The sequence below is a fragment of the Acetobacter malorum genome, assembly GCF_002153605.1.
Taxonomy (GTDB): domain Bacteria; phylum Pseudomonadota; class Alphaproteobacteria; order Acetobacterales; family Acetobacteraceae; genus Acetobacter; species Acetobacter malorum_A.
In genome coordinates this window covers 24891-43780 of record NZ_JOPG01000015.1, presented here as the reverse complement: position 1 = coordinate 43780, position 18890 = coordinate 24891, and the positions used below count along the sequence as shown (strand labels likewise).

Here is an 18890-nt window from a genome sequence, read left to right as displayed (position 1 = left end):
TTTCCGGCAGAACCGTGTAATTCGCAAAGGTGGAACAGCCCATATAGTGATGAATCGGCTGCCCCTTGAAAGAAAAACGCGAAGTGCCATCAGGCATCAGGCCCTTCCCCTGTGTGGAGCGGATAGCCGTGCACAGGTTGGTCTTGCGGGAGAGGCAGGATTTACATTCCCGGCATTCGGGCGTGTAGAGCGGGATGACATGGTCACCGGGCTTGAGATGCCGCACACCGGGGCCGACTTCAACCACAATGCCAGCGCCCTCATGCCCCAGAATGGCCGGGAACAGACCTTCAGGGTCCGCGCCAGAGAGGGTGTATTTATCCGTGTGGCACAGGCCCGTCGCCTTGATCTCCACCAGAACCTCGCCTGCACGCGGGCCTTCCAGCTGCACGGTTTCAATTTCCAGCGGTTTGCCCGCTTCAAAGGCTACGGCTGCCCGTACGTCCATTCCATCCCCCTGTTGGCTGAGTGTCCCTGCGTCATACGGCGCGCAGGCTGCTCCTGTTTGTCTAAACCATAACCCCAAGGCAGCCTGACGGGCCACCATGCTGCGCGTGTTATCTGCTCACACCAGCTTTTCCGTCATGACGGATCTATATCCATATCGTAATAAAAAAGTGCGGAACCACAGTCCTCTGAATGGTTTCAGAAAATCCCTTCCTCGTGCATAACACTTTCGTGATGCACATCAGCACGCACGGGCTATCCTGTATCCTTGTGCCTGGCACGGCGTGAGGGCTTCCACTGTCTGCAAATGGAGTTTTGTGCATCATGTCCTTCTGGAGCACCTTCGGCCCCCTGACCGCTTTCGCTCTGGTGGCCTCCATCACGCCCGGCCCGAACAATACCATGCTGGCCGCCTCTGGCCTGAACCACGGGTTCCGGCGGTCCATCCCGCATATGCTTGGTGTCACCCTTGGCTTTGTGCTGATGGTCGCGCTGGTTGGGCTGGGGCTGGGCGTGGTGTTTGAGCGCTTTCCTCTGCTGTATGTCTGGCTGAAATATGTGAGTGCTGCGTATCTGCTTTGGCTGGCATGGAAAATCGCCAGGGCAAAACCTGCATCAGCTGAAGCCGGAGCGAGCCCGCCCATCAGTTTCTTACAGGCAGCGGGGTTCCAGTGGGTTAACCCCAAGGCATGGATTATCGCCGTTGGCATTGTCTCCGCTTATCTGCCGCATGACAATTTTCTCTTCGGGTTAGCGCTCGCCTGCGTGATTTGCGGCCTGATGACCCTCCCCTGCGTCAGCCTGTGGACCAGTTTTGGCGCCCTCATGCGCCGCTGGCTGAGCCAGCCTGCCATTCTGCGTGGGTTTAACCTGACCATGGCCGCCCTGCTGGTGGCCTCCCTCTACCCCCTGATGATGGAGGCAAGCACGCACTGAGACAGGTGAAAACAGCCTGAAACGCGCCTGATTTCAAGAATTTCTGGCCTTTCTCCTTGAGATACCCCTGCTCTGCCCTTAATATGCCCGGCACTGAAGCATCTGGCTTCACTGACCCGTGACAATACGAAAAGGTGCCTGTGCATGGAGTGGACCGATGAAACGATCGCCCGGCTCAAAGAGCTCTGGGCGGAAGGCCTCTCAACTGCAGAAATTGGCCGTCGGCTCTCCATCACCAAAAACGCTGTGGTGGGCAAAGCGCATCGTCTGAGTCTGCCCCCGCGTCCGTCCCCCATCCGGCGGAGTGACAAATCCAAAACGGCTGGCACGGAAAGTGCTGCAAAAGCGGCTCCGGCTACCGCAGCGCCAGCGAAGGAAAAAGCACCTCAGGCTGCGGCTCCCGTAGCAGACGCCAAGCCTGCTGTGACCGCAGCGCCAGCTGTGGAGGCTCCGGCTCCCAAACCGGCTCCACAGCCCAAGGCTGAAGCCAAGCCGGCCAAGGCGGAAAAAGCTCCCGCAGCGCCGCGTGCCTCGGCAAAGCCCAAAACGTCCCTGCGCAGCATTTCTGACCCGGAACCCAAAAAGCGCCGCGGCCCGTCCTGCTGCTGGCCGATTGGCGACCCCGGCACCCCGGGCTTCCATTTCTGTGGTGCCACACCGCTGCCAGGTAAGCCCTATTGTGCAGAACATGCGCAGATTGCTTACGTCAAACTGCGTGACCGGCGCGATAACGTCGCCTGACAGCACGCACTCCGTTTCATAAAAAAGCGCGCCGCTTTGCATCAGCAAAGGGCGCGCTTTTTTGTATGTGTCTGAAAGCGGGGGCTTTCACCCCCGTCTGGTCAAAACCAGATCAGCCTTCAGCTTTAACCGGTGCATCTGCAGCAGGCGTTGCAGGCGCAGCAGGCTTCGGTGCAGCATTGTCATCGCCCAGCATTTCCAGCTGACCGGTGATCTGACCACCATCTTCCACCTTCAGGCGGCGGCAGGCTGCTTTACCCAGCAGGCGGCCCGTTGCACGCACCGTCAGGCTGCCGCGCACCGTCAGAGTGCCATCAACCGTCCCGGCGATTTCTGCGTTCTCAACTTCCACGCCACCACGGAACAGGCCACCCGGCATGACCGCAAGTTCCTTAGCGGAAATCATGCTGGATTCCACAGTGCCTTCCACAACCAGACGCTCAGCATCCTGCACGGTGCCCTGAACGCTGATCCCGCGACCGACAACGAGTGTCCGCTGCTCCGGGACTTCTTTTTTAGGCTGCTGCGGTGTCATGCCGCGGGCGGCTGCACCCGGCATGGGGGGCACGCCAGCGTTGGGAGAAAGAGGGGAACCGGGGGGAAGAGGCGCACGACCCATGGAGGTCTCCTTTGTTGCGTCTGGACGGGAAGCAGGTGCCGCACCGCTACCGGATGACGGAGGCGAACCCGCGGGAGAAGAAGAAGGGAAAAGTGTACCAAATGCTCCGGCAGGACGCGCAGCGCCCGGCTGACTGGTACTCTGACCGGCATTTTGCCCGGCCGGTCGGTTATCTTCAGGCTTGCGTCTTTTAAACAAGAATCCCCCCGCCATGCTGGCTGCCGTATCTGCGACAGCGGTTATACGTCTGTACTTGCCCGCGTCGATCCATCAAGCTGGCAGCCATTTTGTTATACAGCTGACAGACCGTGCGGCAAGCATCGGTTAGCGCTTGCTGTTGCCCTTTTTATGGCAGCGCGATACCGAAAGAGCGGATCTGCACATTTTTTCAGGAAAATAGACATCGTCATGACTGGCTCTGAGGCAAAATACGATATTCTCGGCATTGGCAATGCCATTACGGACATTCTTGCCACTGTCGAACCCGCGTTTCTGCTTGAGCAGAATCTGACCCCCGGCAGCATGACGCTGATTGACGCCGCACGTGCCGACAGCCTGACCGCAAATCTGAAAGTGGAACAGGTTATGGGCGGTGGCTCTGCTGCAAATACCTGTGTTGTAGCCGCGCAGTTTGGCGCACGCGTGGCGTATCTTGGTAAAGTGGCGCACGATACGGCTGGCCAGAAATTTGCGCAGGATCTGCGCGATAACGGCATTACCTTCCCCTCCACACCGCTGGACGGACATATCTCGGAAAACCTGCCGACGGCGCGCTGCGTGGTCATGGTTACACCGGACGGCCAGCGCACCATGGCAACGTATCTTGGCGCCTGCACGCATTTCACACCGGATGATGTGCTGACGGACGTCATTGCGGCCTCAAGAATCGTGTATCTGGAAGGCTACCTGTTTGACCCGCCGCATGCGCAGGAAGCCTTCCGCCGCGCTGCAACGCTTGCGCATCAGAATGGCCGTCAGGTTGCACTCTCCCTGTCTGACCCGTTCTGCGTTGGTCGTCACCGTGAAGCGTTTCTGGATCTCGTAAAAGGCCACGTCGATATTCTCTTCGCCAATGAAGATGAAATCTGCGCCCTGTATGAAACGGAAAATTTTGAGACAGCCGCTCGCCACACGCTGGAAGACACCACTTTTGCAGCACTGACCCGCTCTGGTCTGGGCAGCGTGGTCATTCACGATGGGCAGATGACAACCGTCGCCCCGGTCCCGACACAGGTGGTTGATACAACCGGCGCGGGCGATGCCTATGCCGCAGGCTTCCTTGCAGGTCTGACTTCTGGCCGAAGCCTGCCGGAATGTGGCCGTCTGGCTTCTGTCGCGGCGTCCGAAATTATTTCGCATGTGGGCGCACGCCCGCTGGCTAATCTCTGGCAGGAAATGGGCTTCTAAGAAGTCCTCTCTACTTTCGCTACGGTTTCTGCCTTCCTTTCACTTAGGAAGGCAGAGACTTTAGCGGGTCAGAATATCGACTTTTCCACCTTTTACGCCTAGCGCAATCTCGCCATTGCACAGAGCCAGAGCAGCATCCCCAAACACTGCTTTCCGCCAACCGGCCAGAGCCGGGTTCGGGGCGGACGGATCAAGCGCCAGCGCTTCCAGGTCATCCATGGACGCGACCAGCTTGGGGGCAACGTCATGTTCTTCACAACAGCTGCTCAGCAGCACCTTCAGCAAAGCCATGAGAGCTGCGGACGCCCGAGGGGCATCTTTGCTGCGGTTTTTCGGCAGGCGCGGTAGCTCAGCATCTGGCAGAGCCTGTGCCTCTTTCACAGCGTCCAGCAAACCCAGTCCTGTCCGCCCTTCAGCCAGCCCACGGGACACACCCCGCACGCGGGCCAGCGCCTCAGTCGTGGTCGGCGCTGTGGCTGCAATTTCCAGCAGACTTTCATCTTTCAGCAAACGCTGACGCGGCACGTTCACACGCTGCGCTTCCCGTTCCCGCAGGGCCGCCACAGCGCGCAGAATGCCCAGCATACGGCGGTTCGTCGTGCGGGCCCGCAGACGCTCCCACTGTTTTTCCGGGTCGGCCCGGAAAGTAGCCGGATCTGTCAGCACCGCCATTTCGGCAGAAACCCAGTCCAGCCGCTTTTCCTGCTCCAGCTTTTTGACAAGCCGCTCATACACAAGGCGCAGCCATGTTACGTCGCCTGCGGCATAAGTCAGCTGGGCAGCAGACAGCGGACGCACGGACCAGTCCGTAAAGCGGTGACTTTTATCAATCGCATGGCCGGTGATTGAGCCGACGAGACTGTCATACCCGACCTGATCCCCATACCCGGCCACCATCGCTGCAACCTGCGTATCAAACAGCGGCGTGGGCAGCGCATCAAACAGATGCAGGAAAATTTCCAGATCCTGCCGGGCAGCATGGAAAACTTTCAGCACGGACTCATCCGCCATCAGTTCCGCCAGAGGCGCCAGATCCAGCCCGTCCGCCATGGTGTCAATCAGCACCACTTCCTGCACGCCGCCAATCTGCACCAGGCACAGTTCCGGCCAGTAAGTGCGCTCACGCATGAATTCCGTATCAATCGTCAGATACGGTTCTGCACGCAGGCGGGTAAGAGTGGTCGCCAGATCGTCCGTTGTGGAAATGAGGCGGGGTTCGGGAAATGCGGGGGAGGAAGCTCTGGCCATGTCTGCCTTCATACACCACCTGACGGGAAAAAGAAGCGGACAGCAGCCCCTGACTTTCTGAAAAGCTTGACGAAACTCCACACAGCTTCGACATGAGACAAACACAGACCCTAACGGAAAGAAACGCCATGACCCGCCCTGATGACGGCAGTGACGCCCTCACCCAGCTTGGCCGCGCAACGCCTGCCCCGACCTGCCCGGAAGAAGCCGTTCTGGAACGCGTGCCCGCGCCCTACCCCGGCAAGAATTATCTGGTGCGCTTTACGGCCCCGGAATTCACGTCTCTCTGCCCCGTCACCGGCCAGCCGGATTTTGCGCATATCGTGATTGATTACGTGCCGGAACAGTGGATTGTGGAGAGCAAATCTCTCAAGCTGTTCCTGACAAGCTTCCGCAACCATGGCGCGTTTCACGAAGCCTGCTCCGTGCAGATTGCTACCACTCTGGTTGAACGCCTCAACCCGGTCTGGCTGCGCATCGGCGCGTACTGGTATCCGCGCGGCGGTATTCCGATTGATGTGTTCTGGCAGACTGGCGCGCCGCCGGCCGATGTCTGGATTCCGTCACAGGATGTGCCGACCTATCGCGGTCGCGGCTAAAGGCCCACTTGAGGCTTTCAAGCCGAAGTCAGCGCATAAAAAAAAGCCACCGCAAAGGTGGCTTTTTTTGAAACTGGTCGATGATTCAACGTCTGCTGGGACAGAAACCGGGAAGACCCCGGCTCTTGTTCAGGACGCGAAAGAGCCGGCTTCGATTTCAGCACGCACAGACAGGATTTTGTCCTGAAGCACGTCCAGACGCGAGATATCGGTCTTGTCGGCTTTGTCCCAGGCTTCCGTCAGCGCTTCGAGCGTGGCTGTGGCGTTATCAATAGAGATTTCGCTCACAGGCTCGGCTTTATCAGCCAGAATGGTGCAACGGGTTGCTGTCATGTCCGCAAAGCCACCACCGACGAAGAAACGGTCCGTCACGGCATCATTTTCGTACAGTGAGACAACACCACCACGCAGCAGAAGCATCATGGGGGCACGCTCGGGCATGGCGGCGATATCGCCTTCCGCACCCGGCATGACCACCATATCTACTTCACGCGACACCAGAACCTTTTCAGGGCTGATGATCTCGATCTGGATCGGCATGAATGCTGTTCCTTCCCGGAACCGGTTGTTAGACCGATTCCCTCATTTTTTCTGCCTTGGCAACGGCTTCTTCAATCGTGCCAACCATGTAGAACGCAGCTTCCGGCAGGTCATCATACTCACCGGCACAGATCGCCTTGAAGGAGCGAACTGTGTCTGCCACGGAAACCAGCTTACCCGGTGCACCCGTGAAGACTTCTGCCACGTGGAACGGCTGAGACAGGAAGCGCTGGATGCGGCGTGCACGGGCCACAATCAGCTTATCGTCTTCAGACAGTTCATCCATACCCAGAATGGCGATGATGTCCTGCAGAGACTTGTAGGTCTGCAGAATACGCTGCACGTCACGCGCCACGTTGTAGTGCTCTTCACCCACAATAGCGGGGTCCAGAGAACGGGACGTGGAGTCCAGCGGGTCAACGGCCGGGTAGATGCCCATTTCAGCAATGGAGCGGTTCAGCACGGTCGTGGCGTCAAGATGGGCGAAGGTCGCAGCCGGAGCCGGATCGGTCAGGTCATCCGCGGGAACATACACGGCCTGAACGGACGTAATAGAGCCCTTCTTGGTGGACGTAATACGTTCCTGCAGCGCACCCATTTCCGTAGCCAGCGTCGGCTGGTAGCCCACTGCGGACGGAATACGGCCCAGCAGAGCGGACACTTCAGAGCCAGCCTGCGTGAAGCGGAAGATGTTATCCACGAAGAACAGCACGTCCTGGCTTTCTTCGTCACGGAAGTATTCAGCCAGCGTCAGACCGGACAGAGCAACACGGGCACGGGCACCCGGCGGTTCGTTCATCTGGCCGAACACCAGAGCCACTTTGGAGCCCTCGGTGTTGTTGTTTTCGTCCAGCTTGATAACGCCAGCGTCCTGCATTTCGTAATACAGGTCGTTACCTTCACGGGTACGCTCACCAACACCAGCAAACACGGACACACCACCGTGCGCCTTAGCGATGTTGTTGATCAGTTCCTGAATAATAACGGTCTTGCCCACGCCGGCACCGCCGAACAGGCCGACTTTACCGCCCTTGAGGTACGGGCAAAGCAGGTCAACAACCTTAATACCCGTCATCAGGATTTCAGAAGCAGCAGCCTGCTCTTCAAAAGACGGGGCATCACGGTGGATCGGAGCGCGACGTGCGGTCTTGATCGGACCTTTTTCGTCGATCGGCTCACCGATAACGTTCAGGATACGGCCAAGGGTCTCGGGGCCGACCGGAACAGAAATCTGCGTGCCGGTATCGGACACTTCTGCGCCGCGGACCAGACCGTCGGTGGTGTCCATGGCAATGCAACGCACTTCGTGCTCGCCAATTTCCTGGGCCACTTCAAGCACCAGAGTCTGTTCACCCAGCTTGACGTGAAGGGCGTTGAGAATTTTCGGCAGTTCACCTTCGAACTGCACGTCAACAACCGGCCCTCTGATCTCGGTGATGCGGCCAACAGAATTGGTCTTTGTGGCCGCAGGGGCCTGGGTCTGGGTTGTGGTATCCGACATGGGTCAGCTCCTGCGGGGCAAACGAGCGGGCTCAGACAGCCTGTGCGCCCGAGATGATTTCGATCAGTTCGTTAGTAATATTGGTCTGACGGGTCCGGTTATAGACCTTGCTCAGACTGTCGATGGTCCGGCCTGCATTGCGCGTGGCGTTATCCATGGCCGTCATGCGGGCGCCGTTCTCACCTGCGGCTGTTTCCAGCAGCGAAGCGTAGATCTGAACCTGCAAATTCCGCGGAAGGAGCATTGCCAGAAGCGTTGCTTCATCCGGTTCAAATTCGTACTGCGCTGCATCGTCTGCCGTGGTGGAGGCAGCATCGGCTTTCGCCTCGGCATCATCCATCACCATGGGCACAAGCTGCTGGCATGCCGGAACCTGCGTCATCGCGTTTCTGAACTTGTTGAACACAAGCGTGCAAACGTCGATTTCGCCAGCTTCCAGCAGAGCATTCACCTTGTCACCAAGGCCGCTTGCTACAGAAAACGGAACGTCCTTACCGCTGAACCCGATGACCTTATCAACGATCAGGTCGGCATGTTCGCGGTTAAAGAAGTTCAGGGCACGACGGCCAACCGGCAGCAGTTTGACGGTCTTGCCTTCAGCCTGAAGCTTCTTGATGGTCTGAAGAGTCAGCCGGTGCACGTTGGAGTTGAAGCCACCGCACAGCCCGCGATCACTGGTGATCGGGATCAGCAGATGAACCTTATCCTGCCCCGTTCCGGCCAGAAGACGCGGCGCACCCTCTTCCCCCTTCGTGGCAGCAGCAAGTTCACCCAGCATCCGCCGCATGGCGGCAGCATACGGACGAGCAGCCTCAGCACTGGCCTGGGCGCGGCGCAATTTTGCGGCCGCGACCATTTTCATCGCGCTGGTGATCTTCCGTGTCGACTTGATACTTCCGATACGAGCGCGGAGTTCCTTGAGGGAAGCCATGGATAAGTCCTGCTCCTCAGCCGCCGAAGTTGCGGTTGAAGGTGGTCAGATATTCCGTCAGGCGGGCTTCAGTGTCTTTGGACAGCTGACGCTCTTTACCAATGGTTGCCAGAATATCTTTCCCACCGTTCGGCAGATCAGCCAGCAGAGCGTGTTCCCAGGCCACAACTTTATCAACGGGGATGCCGTCAATAAAGCCACGGGTGCCTGCAAACAGCACAATCACCTGTTCTTCAACCGTCAGCGGAGAAGACTGGGGCTGCTTCAGCAGTTCAACCAGACGGGCACCACGAGCAAGCTGCTTCTGCGTTGCCGGGTCCAGATCGGACGCGAACTGAGAGAAGGCAGCCATTTCACGATACTGAGCCAGTTCCAGCTTAATCTTGCCAGCAACCTGCTTCATCGCCTTGATCTGTGCGGCGGACCCAACGCGGGACACGGAGCCACCAACGTTCACGGCCGGACGGATACCACGGTAGAACAGATCGGTCTCAAGGAAGATCTGCCCGTCGGTGATGGAAATCACGTTGGTCGGGATGTAGGCGGACACGTCACCAGCCTGCGTTTCAATGACCGGCAGAGCCGTCAGAGAACCAGCGCCGTTGGCGTCAGACATTTTTGCAGCACGTTCCAGCAGACGGGAGTGCAGGTAGAACACGTCACCCGGATAGGCTTCACGGCCCGGCGGACGACGCAGCAGCAGAGACATCTGACGATAAGCCACGGCCTGCTTGGACAGGTCATCATAGCAGATCAGAGCGTGCATGCCGTTGTCACGGAAATACTCACCCATTGCACAGGCAGCATACGGTGCCAGGTACTGCAGGGGAGCCGGATCGGACGCGGTTGCTGCGACGACGATGGAATATTTCATCGCGCCTTTTTCTTCCAGCAGACGCACAAGCTGTGCAACCGTGGAGCGCTTCTGACCAATCGCAACGTAGATGCAGTAAAGGGACTTTTTGTCGTCGCCTTCGTCATTGACGGTCTTCTGAGCGAGGATCGTGTCGGTCAGAATGGTCGTCTTACCGGTCTGACGGTCACCAATCACCAGTTCACGCTGACCGCGCCCGACGGGCACGAGGGCGTCAATGGCTTTAATGCCGGTCTGCATCGGCTCGCTGACGGACTGACGCGGCATGATGCCGGGAGCCTTCACTTCAGCGCGACGCATTTCAACGTCAGCCAGCGGGCCCTTGCCGTCGATCGGGTTACCCAGACCGTCAACTACGCGGCCCAGCAGACCTTTACCTGTGGGGACTTCAACCACCACACCGGAACGGCTGACAGTGTCGCCTTCACGGATGTTGGTGTCATCACCAAAGATCACGATACCAACGTTATCGCTCTCAAGGTTCAGCGCCATGCCTTTCTGGCCGGAGGCCGGGAACTCAACGAGCTCCCCTGCCATCACATGCTGCAGGCCGAACACACGGGCAATGCCGTCGCCGACAGACAGGACAGTGCCGGTTTCGACAACATCGGATTCTTTGTCGAACGAAGCAATCTGCTGCTTGAGGATATCCGAAATCTCTGCGGGACGGATTTCCATCACGCGGCTCCCTTCATGGCGTAATGCAAACGAAACAGGCGGGTCTGAAGACTGGCGTCATAAAGCTTGGCCCCAACACGGACGACAAGGCCGCCGAGAAGGGATGCGTCGACACGCTCACGGATAGTAATGCGGGAATAACCGGCTTCGGCCAGACGAACCTGAAGCTGGGCGCGCTGCGTGGTTGTGAGCGGCTGGGCGGATGTGACATCCGCAACCACTTCACCACGGCGGGCTGAAGCGAGGGCATCGACTGCCGCCATAATCTGCCGCAAATTCGGCAGACGGCGGTTGTCAGCAACGACACCCACGAAATTCTTAAGAGTCTGGCAAAAACCCTGTGCGTCCAGCACGGCCAGAACAGCCTTGCGGGAGACACGGATATCAAGCCGCCGATCATCCAGAACAGTGCGCAGAGGGGCACTCTCATCGATCAGGCGGGCAAGTGCCGCACATTCATCAAGCACTGCATCCAGCTGCTGCTGTTCCGCTGCGAGTTCATAAAGCGCAGTTGCATAACGGCCTTCGAGACCGTTGGAAGCAAAAGCAACCGGTTGTGCTGTCGTTACGCCCGAGGCCACCACTCTTTAGGCTCTTTCCTTCTGTGCGCGCCGGCATTCCACATACATGACTCCGCCTCTGGCTGTATCTAGCCACAAGCATGCGTCGGCGCGGCCTCTAGCATGCTGAAACCGGCCACGCAACCGGCAGCCTCTTCCAAAATGAACCCACGCCCCCGGTTTCCCGCTGTCGGGCCGCATGAAAATGACCTTTTCGACAAAAAAACATCTCGGCAGAGACCGCTTTGCGCGCATTTCCGCGCATTTGAGGCCTTGAGCGTCCTGTGGAAAATCTTTGCTGAAAATATTCTCGCACCCGCTCACGAGAGAGCTGCCCGACCACACCGGGACACAACGCGCTCGATAACAGCGAATCCATCAGCGGACGGCCGCACTCCGCACTGGGCTCACGCACGCGCCTTTTATCATGAAGGCATCCTTCACAGGCGTCGGGCAGATTGCCACCCACCCCCGGCTGCCACATATCCATTTAATGAAGCGCCCGATCTAACCCTCCCCGAATCCTTCAGAGCAGGAAAGGACGGCGTGGCGGGCACCACGCACGCTAAAAAACACAGCAAAACATGACGCCATACGATAGCGCGCAAAATTCTCGCCTTAAGTCATGGCAGCAGAAAATTTTAATTTTTGGGGAAATTTATTTTGGAGCGGACGGAGGGAATCGAACCCTCCTCGGTAGCTTGGAAGGCTACAGCATTACCACTATGCTACGCCCGCGCTCTGAGAGGCTTATTACCCTCAAACCGCACCGCTTCGCAACCCCCTGATGAGGGGACTTTTTGCGTCTTCTTTCCACAATCTGACAGGATATTGTTTTCTGCCTCTTGACTTTAGGGCCACAACATATTTTGTTCCGCCTCCTGCAAGGGCCGCGTATGGGTGGTCAGGCTGACGGATTTCCGTTATACCTGCTTTCCGCGTCGGCTTGTCGCACTGCAGGGGTGTAGCTCAATTGGCTAGAGCGCCGGTCTCCAAAACCGGAGGTTGTGGGTTCGAGACCCTCCACCCCTGCCAGACAACACTGGCTGGAAAGCCCCGCAAAGCCTGCGGCGTTTTCCGACAGAAAGATATTGGCTGCGCCGTCTGTCCAAACCAGATCGGACCGGGCAGTGGAGAGAGGATAGTTCGTGTCGGTCAGTCCCGGTAAGTTTCTGCGTGATGTGCGTGCCGAGGCCGAACGGGTCACATGGCCGTCCCGACGTGCTACTTTCATCACAACAGGTGCGGTGCTTGCCATGGCTGGGCTTGCATCTGTGTTCTTCTTTGTCGTTGACCAACTGATTGGTCTCGGCGTGCGTCAATTGTTCGGGCTGGGAGGCTGAGGAAACGACATGGCCAAACGTTGGTACGTGGTCCACGTCTATTCGGGCTTCGAGAAAAAAATCGCCCAGCATATTCGCGAGCAGGCAGCACAGAAGGGTCTTGCTGACCATATCGATGAAATTCTGGTTCCCTCAGAAGAAGTCATCGAAATGCGTCGCGGTCAGAAAGTGAATGCCGAGCGCAAGTTCTTCCCCGGCTACGTGCTGGTGAAGATGGAAATGACGGATGAGTCTTGGCATCTGGTCAAGGATACCCCGAAGGTAACGGGTTTCCTTGGCACAAAGAACCGCCCGACCCCCATTTCCGCCGCAGAAGCTGAGCGTATCATCAAGCAGGCGCAGGAAGGCATCCAGCATCCGCGTTCTGCCGTGACCTTTGAAATTGGTGAGCAGATCCGCGTGGCGGATGGGCCGTTCACCTCCTTCAATGGTGTGATTGAAGAGATTGATGAAGAAAAGGGACGCCTGAAAGTCAGCGTTTCCATCTTTGGTCGTTCGACCCCGGTCGATCTGGAATATGGTCAGGTTGAAAAACTCTGATTTTATCCGATCTCTGGATCTGAGAAGTTTTAAAAAAGAGGTGGCCTTGTGCCGCCTCTTTTTTTATGGCCCGCGCCTTTGAACGCCCTGCAGGGTACCGCGTTTCAGGCACAAGACTCAGGTAGCCCGACTGCCGTGGAGGATTGAGCGGTGCTGGCACATTTTATTAATTTTCTGCACCGAACATGGCTCCGTCATGAAATTTTCAGACTTCGGGGCAAAAATTTTTGTTACTTTCACAATAAGAAGAGCATCCCTGCGTCTGTGTGCGATTTTACACACACGATGCGTTTTGACGTCTCACCATGTTTGAAGGGTTTATAATGCCAAAAGCCTCCATCCCTCATCTCCGGGGAATGTCCCTCCTGAATGACGCCAGTCAGAACAAGGGCACAGCCTTTACGGCTGAGGAGCGGCGGCAGTATGGGCTGGAAGGGCTTTTGCCTACGCATGTCGAAAGTCTGGACCGGCAGGTTGAGCGCATCCATCGGCACCTGGAAGCCAAACCGAGTGATCTTGAGCGGTATATTTATCTGAGCGGCCTGCGAGACCAGAACGAGACCCTGTTTTACCGGGTTCTGATGTCCAACCCGGCCAAGTATGTGCCCATCATCTACGCGCCAACACTGGCGGCCGTCTGCCAGCAGTTCAGCCATATCTACCGCCGCCCCCGCGGCATGTATATCAGCCTGGAGATGAAGGGCCGGATAGAAGAAGTGTTGCGCAACTGGCCGGTGGACGATGTGCGTGTCATTTGCGTCACCACAGGCGGCCGGATTCTGGGCCTCGGCGATATCGGCGTGAACGGGATGGGCATCCCCATCGGCAAACTGCACCTCTACACGGCTTGCGGCGCTGTGCCGCCTGAGCCGCTGCTCCCCATCCAGCTTGACATTGGCACCACCAACAGCGCTCTGCGGGCAGACCCGCTTTATCTGGGCCTGCGGCGTGAACCACCCACGCAGGATGTTCTGGACGAGTTTGTGGAAGAGTTTGTGCAGGCCGTACAGACCGTCTTCCCCCGCTGCTGCCTGCATTTTGAGGACTGGAAAGGCACGGATGCCATCCGGTATCTGGAAAAATATTATCCGCGCGTCCGCTGCTATAATGACGACATTCAGGGCACAGCCGCCGTCACGCTTGCCGGCCTGACGACCGCTCTGCGCATCAAGAACGAACCGCTGACCGAACAGCGAGTGCTCTTCCTCGGCGCGGGCTCTTCCGGGCTGGGCATTGCCAACATGCTGGTTACGGCCATGCAGAAAGAAGGGATGTCTGAGGAAGAAGCCGTCTCCCGCATGACCCTGATGGATGTGGATGGTCTGCTGGAAAAATCCCGCACCGACCTTTCCCCTCAGCAGGCCCGTTTTGCCAAGGACATGCCGCCGTCACGTGACCTGCTGGCTATGGTCAAAGCGGTGAAGCCGACCATTCTGATCGGCGTGTCCACCTGTGGTGGCGCCTTTACGCAGGCGGTTGTGGAAGAAATGGCCGCGCTGAACGAGCGGCCCATTATCTTCGCACTTTCGCTGCCTGCCAAAAACGGGGAATGCACGGCAGAGCAGGCTTACACCTGGTCCGATGGGCGGGCGCTGTTTGCCGCTGGTCTGCAATATCCGGAAGTGACCCTGAACGACAAAACCTTCTACCCCGGTCAGGCTAACAACTTCTACATTTTCCCGGCTCTGGGTCTGGCTGTTTACGCCACCTGCCCGGATCTGATTACCGATGACATGGTGATTAAGGCCGCCAAGGCACTGGCGGATCAGGTTGATCCGGCGGCACAGGAACGGGGCCGGCTGTTCCCGCCGCAGAGCGAGATTCTGGAAGTGTCCATTACCTCCGCCACGCGCATTGCGGAATTCATTTTCGATCAGGGGGCCGCCACGGTGGAACGCCCGCAGGATATCCGGGCATGGATTGAAAGCCTGATCTACACGCCGCGCTACGAACACTAAGCCCGGCGCATACAAAAAGGCCGAATCGTCCACAGGGATGATTCGGCCTTTTTCTTTTTTTAGCGTTAACGTCAGCAGATGAGAAAACGTCTCAGCCGTTGCGCGCTTTGTCTGATCACAAACGCGTATTCACACGCCCTTCACACTTCAAACCCGAACACACGGCCATAAAACGCCAGTTCTTCTTCCAGCGCCTTCCGAATGGTGGTCTCCTGACGGAACCCATGCCCCTCACCGGGGAATTCATGCGGGGTGCAGGGGGAACCCGCTTCTTCCAGTGCCTTTGCCATGGCATGGGCCTGCCCCGGCGGCACGACCTTATCGTCAGACCCTTGTAGCAGCAGCACCGCCGCCTTGATCTTGTGCGCCACGGATAGCGGTGAGCGCGCCAGATAGACCGCTTCTGTCTCCGGCCATGGACCGATCAGCCCATCCAGATAACGCGCCTCGAATTTATGTGTCTCCTGCGCCAGCGCCCGCAGGTCTGTCACGCCATACAGGCTGACCCCGGCGGCAAACAGATCCGATTCGGCCAGTGCCACCAGCACGGTCATGCCCCCGGCGCTGGAGCCGCGAATGGCAAGACGCTTCGGGTCCACGCAGCCCGTGGCCACCATATGCCGGCAGGCGGCAATGCAATCCGCCACATCCACTACACCCCACGCGCCATTCAGCCGCTCACGCCATGCCCGCCCGAACCCGGTGGAGCCACCATAATTGACGTCCAGCACCGCGAATCCGCGAGACGTCCACCACTGCACCTTGAAGGAAAACCCTTCCTGCGCCCGCGCTGTGGGGCCGCCATGCACCTGCACAATCATGGGCGGCAACATACCCTCCGGCACACAGGCCCGACTGTTGGCGGGTGGGTAGAACAGTGCATGACCCAGAACACCGTTCTGCCCCGGCACGGGGAAGCGGATGGTTTCCGCACGGGAAATATCCTCCGGCGCGAGGTCGAGCGTTGCGGCACGCTGCAACACCTGTTCCGCCCCTTTGGTCATGCTGCCGACAACCACGGCAGGGAGCGCATCGTCAGGCACCTCCAGCCAGGCAAACCGACCATCAGCCAACGGCACAGGGCACTGATCGGGGTGGGCCGCAAACGCCAGAGCCTGTCCCTGCGCTGTTTGATACAGGCAGGTTGTGCGGCCATCGCGCACCGCCAGCACCAGACAGCCTCCCTCCGGCAAGGGCTGATAACTCCGCTGACCAAACACCCATGCAGGCTGCCCAATCTCGCCCTCTGGCATGGAGCAGGGCATCAGGGCGGGCGGAGTCTGCTGAAACTGTACGTCCCATACGGTCCAGCAACCGGACCGGTCAGAAATAGCCAGCAACTGCCCGCTCTCGGTCCAGCGTGGTTCCAGCACCGATTCGCGCTGCTCTGTGCCTGCCAGAACCTGTTTCTTGCTCAGCGCCGTGATCCGCCCTTCCGCATCCCGCGTGACCTCTGCCAGACACAGGCGCGTGGCATCCCACGGCATATCCGGGTGCTGCCATTCCACCCACGCCATGCGCGTGCCATCGGGTGAGACTGAGGGAGAAGAGAGGAAATCCGGGCCGCTATACAGCACAACCTCTTCCGCCTGCGTGCCTTCTGTTGGGAGTTTCAGCGCGACCAGAGCCGCTTTGGCCTCACCGCCACCGCGATGATCTTCCCGCACAGCCAGAACTGTGCTGGCCGTCAGGTCAAACCGCAGGTCCGCATAACGCAGCCCGTCTTCCCCCGCGACCTGCACGGGGTCCGCCCCCGGTTGCGCCACCAGCCAGACCGCTCCAGTCCGTTTGTCAGAAAACGCAATGCGACCAGCCCGCACGGCATACGCCCCGCCACCATATTCATGCACGCGGGTCGCGACATCAAAGCCTGCGGGAAGTGCTTCCGCCACGCCCTGCCCTTCGACCCAGCGCATGAGGACAGAGCGGCCTTTTTCTGCCGGACGACGTTCCAGCCAGAACACCACGTTGCCATCAGCGTTAACTTCAGAGAGCGAGAGCGTCTTCCCCGCCACCAGAGCCGCCGTCACACGGGACGGCCACGTGCCACAGGGCATCGGCACGGGGGCACCCGGTGCAACAGAAGAGGAAAAAGGCAGATCAGACATATAAGGCACTCCGGAACAACACACTTACAGTCTATCAAACCGTAATTCCTGCAACAGATACAGGCGTATGACTGGAAAAGAGTTCCCCGGCACACCCGTAGGACAGAAGAGGCGCACCGTGCGCCCGGACCCGGATGCAGCAAAGCCTGAAACACGCTGAGGCTTGACAGTCTGCGGCGGAAACTGTTCCTGCTGCCCCCTTTGACGCCTGCCCAGCCAGAAGTGGATTGTTTGTCCTGTTACACTCTCTCGAATCCATTTTTTCACTGCATTACCTGAACAGCCTGTTCTCCCATTACGGTTATGCCGTGATTGGCGTCGTGGTCATGCTTGAGAGCATGGGGCTTCCGCTTCCTGCCGAGAGCCTGATCATCACCGGGGCGCTGTTCTGTGCCACCACGCATAAACTCCATATTAGCGGGGTGGTGATTGCCGCCGTGATCGGGGCGATCATGGGGGACAATTTTGGCTATCTGATTGGCCGGGCGCTGGGCCTGCGACTGCTGCAGAAATACGGCCCCAAATTTGGCCTGACCCCCAACCGCCTGCTGCTGGGACGGTATGTGTTCCTCAAACACGGCGGGTCGGTTGTGTTCTTTGGCCGCTTTATTGCCGTGCTGCGCATGTTTGTCGCCCTGCTGGCCGGAGCGAACCATATGCCCTGGCACACGTTCCTGTGGCACAATGCGCTGGGCGGCATTTGCTGGGCAGGGGGCTATGCCATCTGCACCTATTTGCTGGGGAATGAAGTGTTGCGGCTTTCGGGGCCGTTGGGAATTGTCTTCGGAGTTTGCGCCGCGACAATCATCATTGCTTCATTCCTTTTCCTGAAACGCAATGAGAAACGTCTGACGGAGGAAGCCTTGGCTGCAGCAGAAAAAGATGAACGCCTGCGGATTATGCCCTCATGATCGGTAAGCATGAATGGTCTGTGACCAATCGCCAGCCCAGCCTGAAAGGGCGTGTGGCTCTGGTCACAGGCGGCAATAGCGGCCTTGGGTTTGAAGTCGCCTGTGGTCTGGCCACGCGTGGCGCGCGCCTGCTGCTGCCTGTGCGCAGTGCCGCGCGGGGTGAGGCTGCTCTGGCTGCCCTGCAGGCCCGCTGCCCCGGTGCTGAGGCTGAGCTGCTCACACTTAATCTTGCCTCACTGGACTCCATTGCGACCTGTGCGACCGAGGTAGCTCATCGGACCAGTCGACTGGATTTTCTGGTGAACAATGCGGGCGTGATGGCCCTTGCCCGCAGGCAGGAAACGGCTGACGGGTTTGAAATGCAGTTTGGTACCAACCATCTGGGCCATTTTGCGCTGACCACCCGCCTGCGCTCTCTGCTGGAAGCGGCGTCCGGTGGTGGCACGGTGGTGACTGTCGCCAGTCTGGCCGCCTGCAAGGGCGCGATCCATTTTGATGATTTGCAGTCCCGCCGCCGTTACAGCCCCTTTGGCGCGTATCAACAAAGCAAGCTGTCCAACCTGCTGTTTGCAAGGGAACTGGCCCGACGGGCTGGGGAAAATGGCTGGAACATTCATTCCCGCGCCGCGCACCCCGGCTGGTCTTCCACATCCATTATTGCCAATGGTCCGGCCTCAAGCCTGCCCGGCGCGGTCGGCAAGGCGGAGCAGGTGATTGGCACTGCTGTTCTGCGCGTGATGGGGCAGTCTGCTGCCCGCGGGGCAGAACCTTTGCTTTATGCGGCCCTCTCTCCGGCTGCGCGTGATGGGGACTATTACGGGCCACAGGGCACTGGTGAACGGCGCGGCCCTCCGGGCCCGGCCAAAGTCCCGCCTGCCGCCCAGAAAATCAGCACGGCCGCCCGCCTGTGGGACGTGTCTGAACGCCTGACGGGTGTCGCCTGGTAACA

19 protein-coding genes and 2 tRNA genes are annotated in these 18890 nt (G+C 58.7%); 11 read left to right on the top strand and 10 right to left on the bottom strand.

Features of this window, described 5'->3' with window-relative positions; all coding sequences use genetic code 11:
• On the bottom strand, positions 1-448 hold a 448-nt coding region (locus HK23_RS07425; RefSeq protein WP_179193838.1), incomplete at its 3' end, for an alcohol dehydrogenase catalytic domain-containing protein.
• Between the two features lie 323 nt (positions 449-771).
• Between HK23_RS07425 and HK23_RS07420 the strand changes: the two genes are divergently transcribed.
• Positions 772-1383, top strand: a complete 612-nt coding sequence (locus HK23_RS07420) for a LysE family translocator (RefSeq protein WP_086653479.1) — start codon at positions 772-774, stop codon at positions 1381-1383.
• Between the two features lie 144 nt (positions 1384-1527).
• Positions 1528-2124, top strand: a complete 597-nt coding sequence (locus HK23_RS07415) for a GcrA family cell cycle regulator (protein ID WP_086653478.1) — start codon at positions 1528-1530, stop codon at positions 2122-2124.
• A 112-nt stretch (positions 2125-2236) separates the two neighbouring features.
• On the opposite strand, the gene HK23_RS07410 is transcribed toward HK23_RS07415, so the two are convergent.
• The gene (locus tag HK23_RS07410) at positions 2237-2743 is read right to left on the bottom strand and encodes a bactofilin family protein (protein ID WP_063906821.1); all 507 of its coding nucleotides are present in this window, start codon (positions 2741-2743) and stop codon (positions 2237-2239) included.
• Between the two features lie 11 nt (positions 2744-2754).
• Here HK23_RS07410 and HK23_RS14900 point away from each other — a divergent pair, with 11 nt between their 5' ends.
• The gene (locus HK23_RS14900; protein ID WP_156474629.1) at positions 2755-2937 is read left to right on the top strand and encodes a hypothetical protein; all 183 of its coding nucleotides are present in this window, start codon (positions 2755-2757) and stop codon (positions 2935-2937) included.
• 214 nt (positions 2938-3151) lie between these two features.
• Positions 3152-4150, top strand: coding sequence for an adenosine kinase (locus tag HK23_RS07400; protein WP_063906822.1), 999 nt, complete (start codon positions 3152-3154; stop codon positions 4148-4150).
• 60 nt (positions 4151-4210) lie between these two features.
• On the opposite strand, the gene rnd is transcribed toward HK23_RS07400, so the two are convergent.
• Positions 4211-5398 (bottom strand): ribonuclease D, encoded by a 1188-nt coding sequence (gene rnd, locus HK23_RS07395; RefSeq protein WP_086653481.1) that lies wholly within the window; start codon positions 5396-5398, stop codon positions 4211-4213.
• 128 nt (positions 5399-5526) lie between these two features.
• Here rnd and queF point away from each other — a divergent pair, with 128 nt between their 5' ends.
• Positions 5527-5997 (top strand): preQ(1) synthase, encoded by a 471-nt coding sequence (queF, locus tag HK23_RS07390; protein WP_086653477.1) that lies wholly within the window; start codon positions 5527-5529, stop codon positions 5995-5997.
• 129 nt (positions 5998-6126) lie between these two features.
• On the opposite strand, the gene atpC is transcribed toward queF, so the two are convergent.
• From atpC to HK23_RS07360, 6 genes are all read right to left on the bottom strand, one after another.
• A complete protein-coding gene (atpC, locus tag HK23_RS07385; RefSeq protein WP_086653476.1) occupies positions 6127-6537 on the bottom strand; it encodes an ATP synthase F1 subunit epsilon in 411 nt (136 codons plus the stop codon).
• Positions 6538-6565: 28 nt separating this feature from the next.
• Entirely contained in the window at positions 6566-8038 is a 1473-nt protein-coding gene (gene atpD, locus HK23_RS07380) for a F0F1 ATP synthase subunit beta (protein ID WP_043549205.1), read from the bottom strand.
• A gap of 31 nt (positions 8039-8069) precedes the next feature.
• Entirely contained in the window at positions 8070-8969 is a 900-nt protein-coding gene (locus HK23_RS07375) for a F0F1 ATP synthase subunit gamma (protein ID WP_063906824.1), read from the bottom strand.
• A 16-nt stretch (positions 8970-8985) separates the two neighbouring features.
• The gene (gene atpA / locus HK23_RS07370; RefSeq protein ID WP_086653475.1) at positions 8986-10521 is read right to left on the bottom strand and encodes a F0F1 ATP synthase subunit alpha; all 1536 of its coding nucleotides are present in this window, start codon (positions 10519-10521) and stop codon (positions 8986-8988) included.
• Positions 10521-11105: an ATP synthase F1 subunit delta gene (atpH, locus tag HK23_RS07365; protein WP_063906826.1), complete on the bottom strand. Its 585-nt coding sequence runs from the start codon at positions 11103-11105 to the stop codon at positions 10521-10523. The genes atpA and atpH overlap by 1 nt, the downstream gene beginning before the upstream one ends.
• A 640-nt stretch (positions 11106-11745) precedes the next feature.
• Positions 11746-11819: transfer RNA gene (locus HK23_RS07360), tRNA-Gly, on the bottom strand.
• 220 nt (positions 11820-12039) lie between these two features.
• Here HK23_RS07360 and HK23_RS07355 point away from each other — a divergent pair.
• The 4 genes from HK23_RS07355 to HK23_RS07340 all read left to right on the top strand — a co-directional run bounded on the left by HK23_RS07355 (position 12040) and on the right by HK23_RS07340 (position 14922).
• Positions 12040-12116 (top strand) — tRNA-Trp (locus HK23_RS07355).
• 113 nt (positions 12117-12229) lie between these two features.
• A complete protein-coding gene (gene secE, locus HK23_RS07350; protein ID WP_025825930.1) occupies positions 12230-12424 on the top strand; it encodes a preprotein translocase subunit SecE in 195 nt (64 codons plus the stop codon).
• A gap of 9 nt (positions 12425-12433) precedes the next feature.
• Complete coding sequence (gene nusG / locus HK23_RS07345; protein WP_062250505.1) at positions 12434-12964, top strand: transcription termination/antitermination protein NusG; 531 nt, start codon at positions 12434-12436, stop codon at positions 12962-12964.
• Between the two features lie 323 nt (positions 12965-13287).
• On the top strand, positions 13288-14922 hold the full coding sequence (locus HK23_RS07340) for an NAD-dependent malic enzyme (protein ID WP_063906827.1): 1635 nt from the start codon (positions 13288-13290) through the stop codon (positions 14920-14922).
• Between the two features lie 140 nt (positions 14923-15062).
• On the opposite strand, the gene HK23_RS07335 is transcribed toward HK23_RS07340, so the two are convergent.
• Positions 15063-17030 carry a S9 family peptidase gene (locus HK23_RS07335; protein ID WP_086653474.1) on the bottom strand — a complete coding sequence of 656 codons (1968 nt, stop codon included), beginning with the start codon at positions 17028-17030 and terminating at the stop codon, positions 15063-15065.
• 227 nt (positions 17031-17257) lie between these two features.
• Here HK23_RS07335 and HK23_RS07330 point away from each other — a divergent pair, with 227 nt between their 5' ends.
• Together HK23_RS07330 and HK23_RS07325 are read left to right on the top strand one after the other, a co-directional pair.
• Positions 17258-17941, top strand: coding sequence for a DedA family protein (locus tag HK23_RS07330; RefSeq protein ID WP_231888128.1), 684 nt, complete (start codon positions 17258-17260; stop codon positions 17939-17941).
• Complete coding sequence (locus HK23_RS07325; RefSeq protein ID WP_086653473.1) at positions 17938-18888, top strand: SDR family oxidoreductase; 951 nt, start codon at positions 17938-17940, stop codon at positions 18886-18888. The genes HK23_RS07330 and HK23_RS07325 overlap by 4 nt, the downstream gene beginning before the upstream one ends.
• The last annotated feature ends 2 nt before the right edge of the window (positions 18889-18890 follow it).

Excerpts from the sequence above, each read along its gene's own strand:
- HK23_RS07340 (WP_063906827.1), top strand. The coding sequence starts at position 13,288 with ATGCCAAAAGCCTCCATCCCTCATCTCCGGGGAATGTCCCTCCTGAAT.
- HK23_RS07325 (WP_086653473.1), top strand. The coding sequence starts at position 17,938 with ATGATCGGTAAGCATGAATGGTCTGTGACCAATCGCCAGCCCAGCCTG.
- HK23_RS07420 (WP_086653479.1), top strand. The coding sequence starts at position 772 with ATGTCCTTCTGGAGCACCTTCGGCCCCCTGACCGCTTTCGCTCTGGTG.
- atpC (WP_086653476.1), bottom strand. The coding sequence starts at position 6,537 with ATGCCGATCCAGATCGAGATCATCAGCCCTGAAAAGGTTCTGGTGTCG.
- atpD (WP_043549205.1), bottom strand. The coding sequence starts at position 8,038 with ATGTCGGATACCACAACCCAGACCCAGGCCCCTGCGGCCACAAAGACC.
- HK23_RS07335 (WP_086653474.1), bottom strand. The coding sequence starts at position 17,030 with ATGTCTGATCTGCCTTTTTCCTCTTCTGTTGCACCGGGTGCCCCCGTG.
- atpA (WP_086653475.1), bottom strand. The coding sequence starts at position 10,521 with ATGGAAATCCGTCCCGCAGAGATTTCGGATATCCTCAAGCAGCAGATT.
- rnd (WP_086653481.1), bottom strand. The coding sequence starts at position 5,398 with ATGGCCAGAGCTTCCTCCCCCGCATTTCCCGAACCCCGCCTCATTTCC.
- HK23_RS07375 (WP_063906824.1), bottom strand. The coding sequence starts at position 8,969 with ATGGCTTCCCTCAAGGAACTCCGCGCTCGTATCGGAAGTATCAAGTCG.
- HK23_RS07410 (WP_063906821.1), bottom strand. The coding sequence starts at position 2,743 with ATGGGTCGTGCGCCTCTTCCCCCCGGTTCCCCTCTTTCTCCCAACGCT.
- HK23_RS07415 (WP_086653478.1), top strand. The coding sequence starts at position 1,528 with ATGGAGTGGACCGATGAAACGATCGCCCGGCTCAAAGAGCTCTGGGCG.
- HK23_RS07400 (WP_063906822.1), top strand. The coding sequence starts at position 3,152 with ATGACTGGCTCTGAGGCAAAATACGATATTCTCGGCATTGGCAATGCC.
- nusG (WP_062250505.1), top strand. The coding sequence starts at position 12,434 with ATGGCCAAACGTTGGTACGTGGTCCACGTCTATTCGGGCTTCGAGAAA.
- queF (WP_086653477.1), top strand. The coding sequence starts at position 5,527 with ATGACCCGCCCTGATGACGGCAGTGACGCCCTCACCCAGCTTGGCCGC.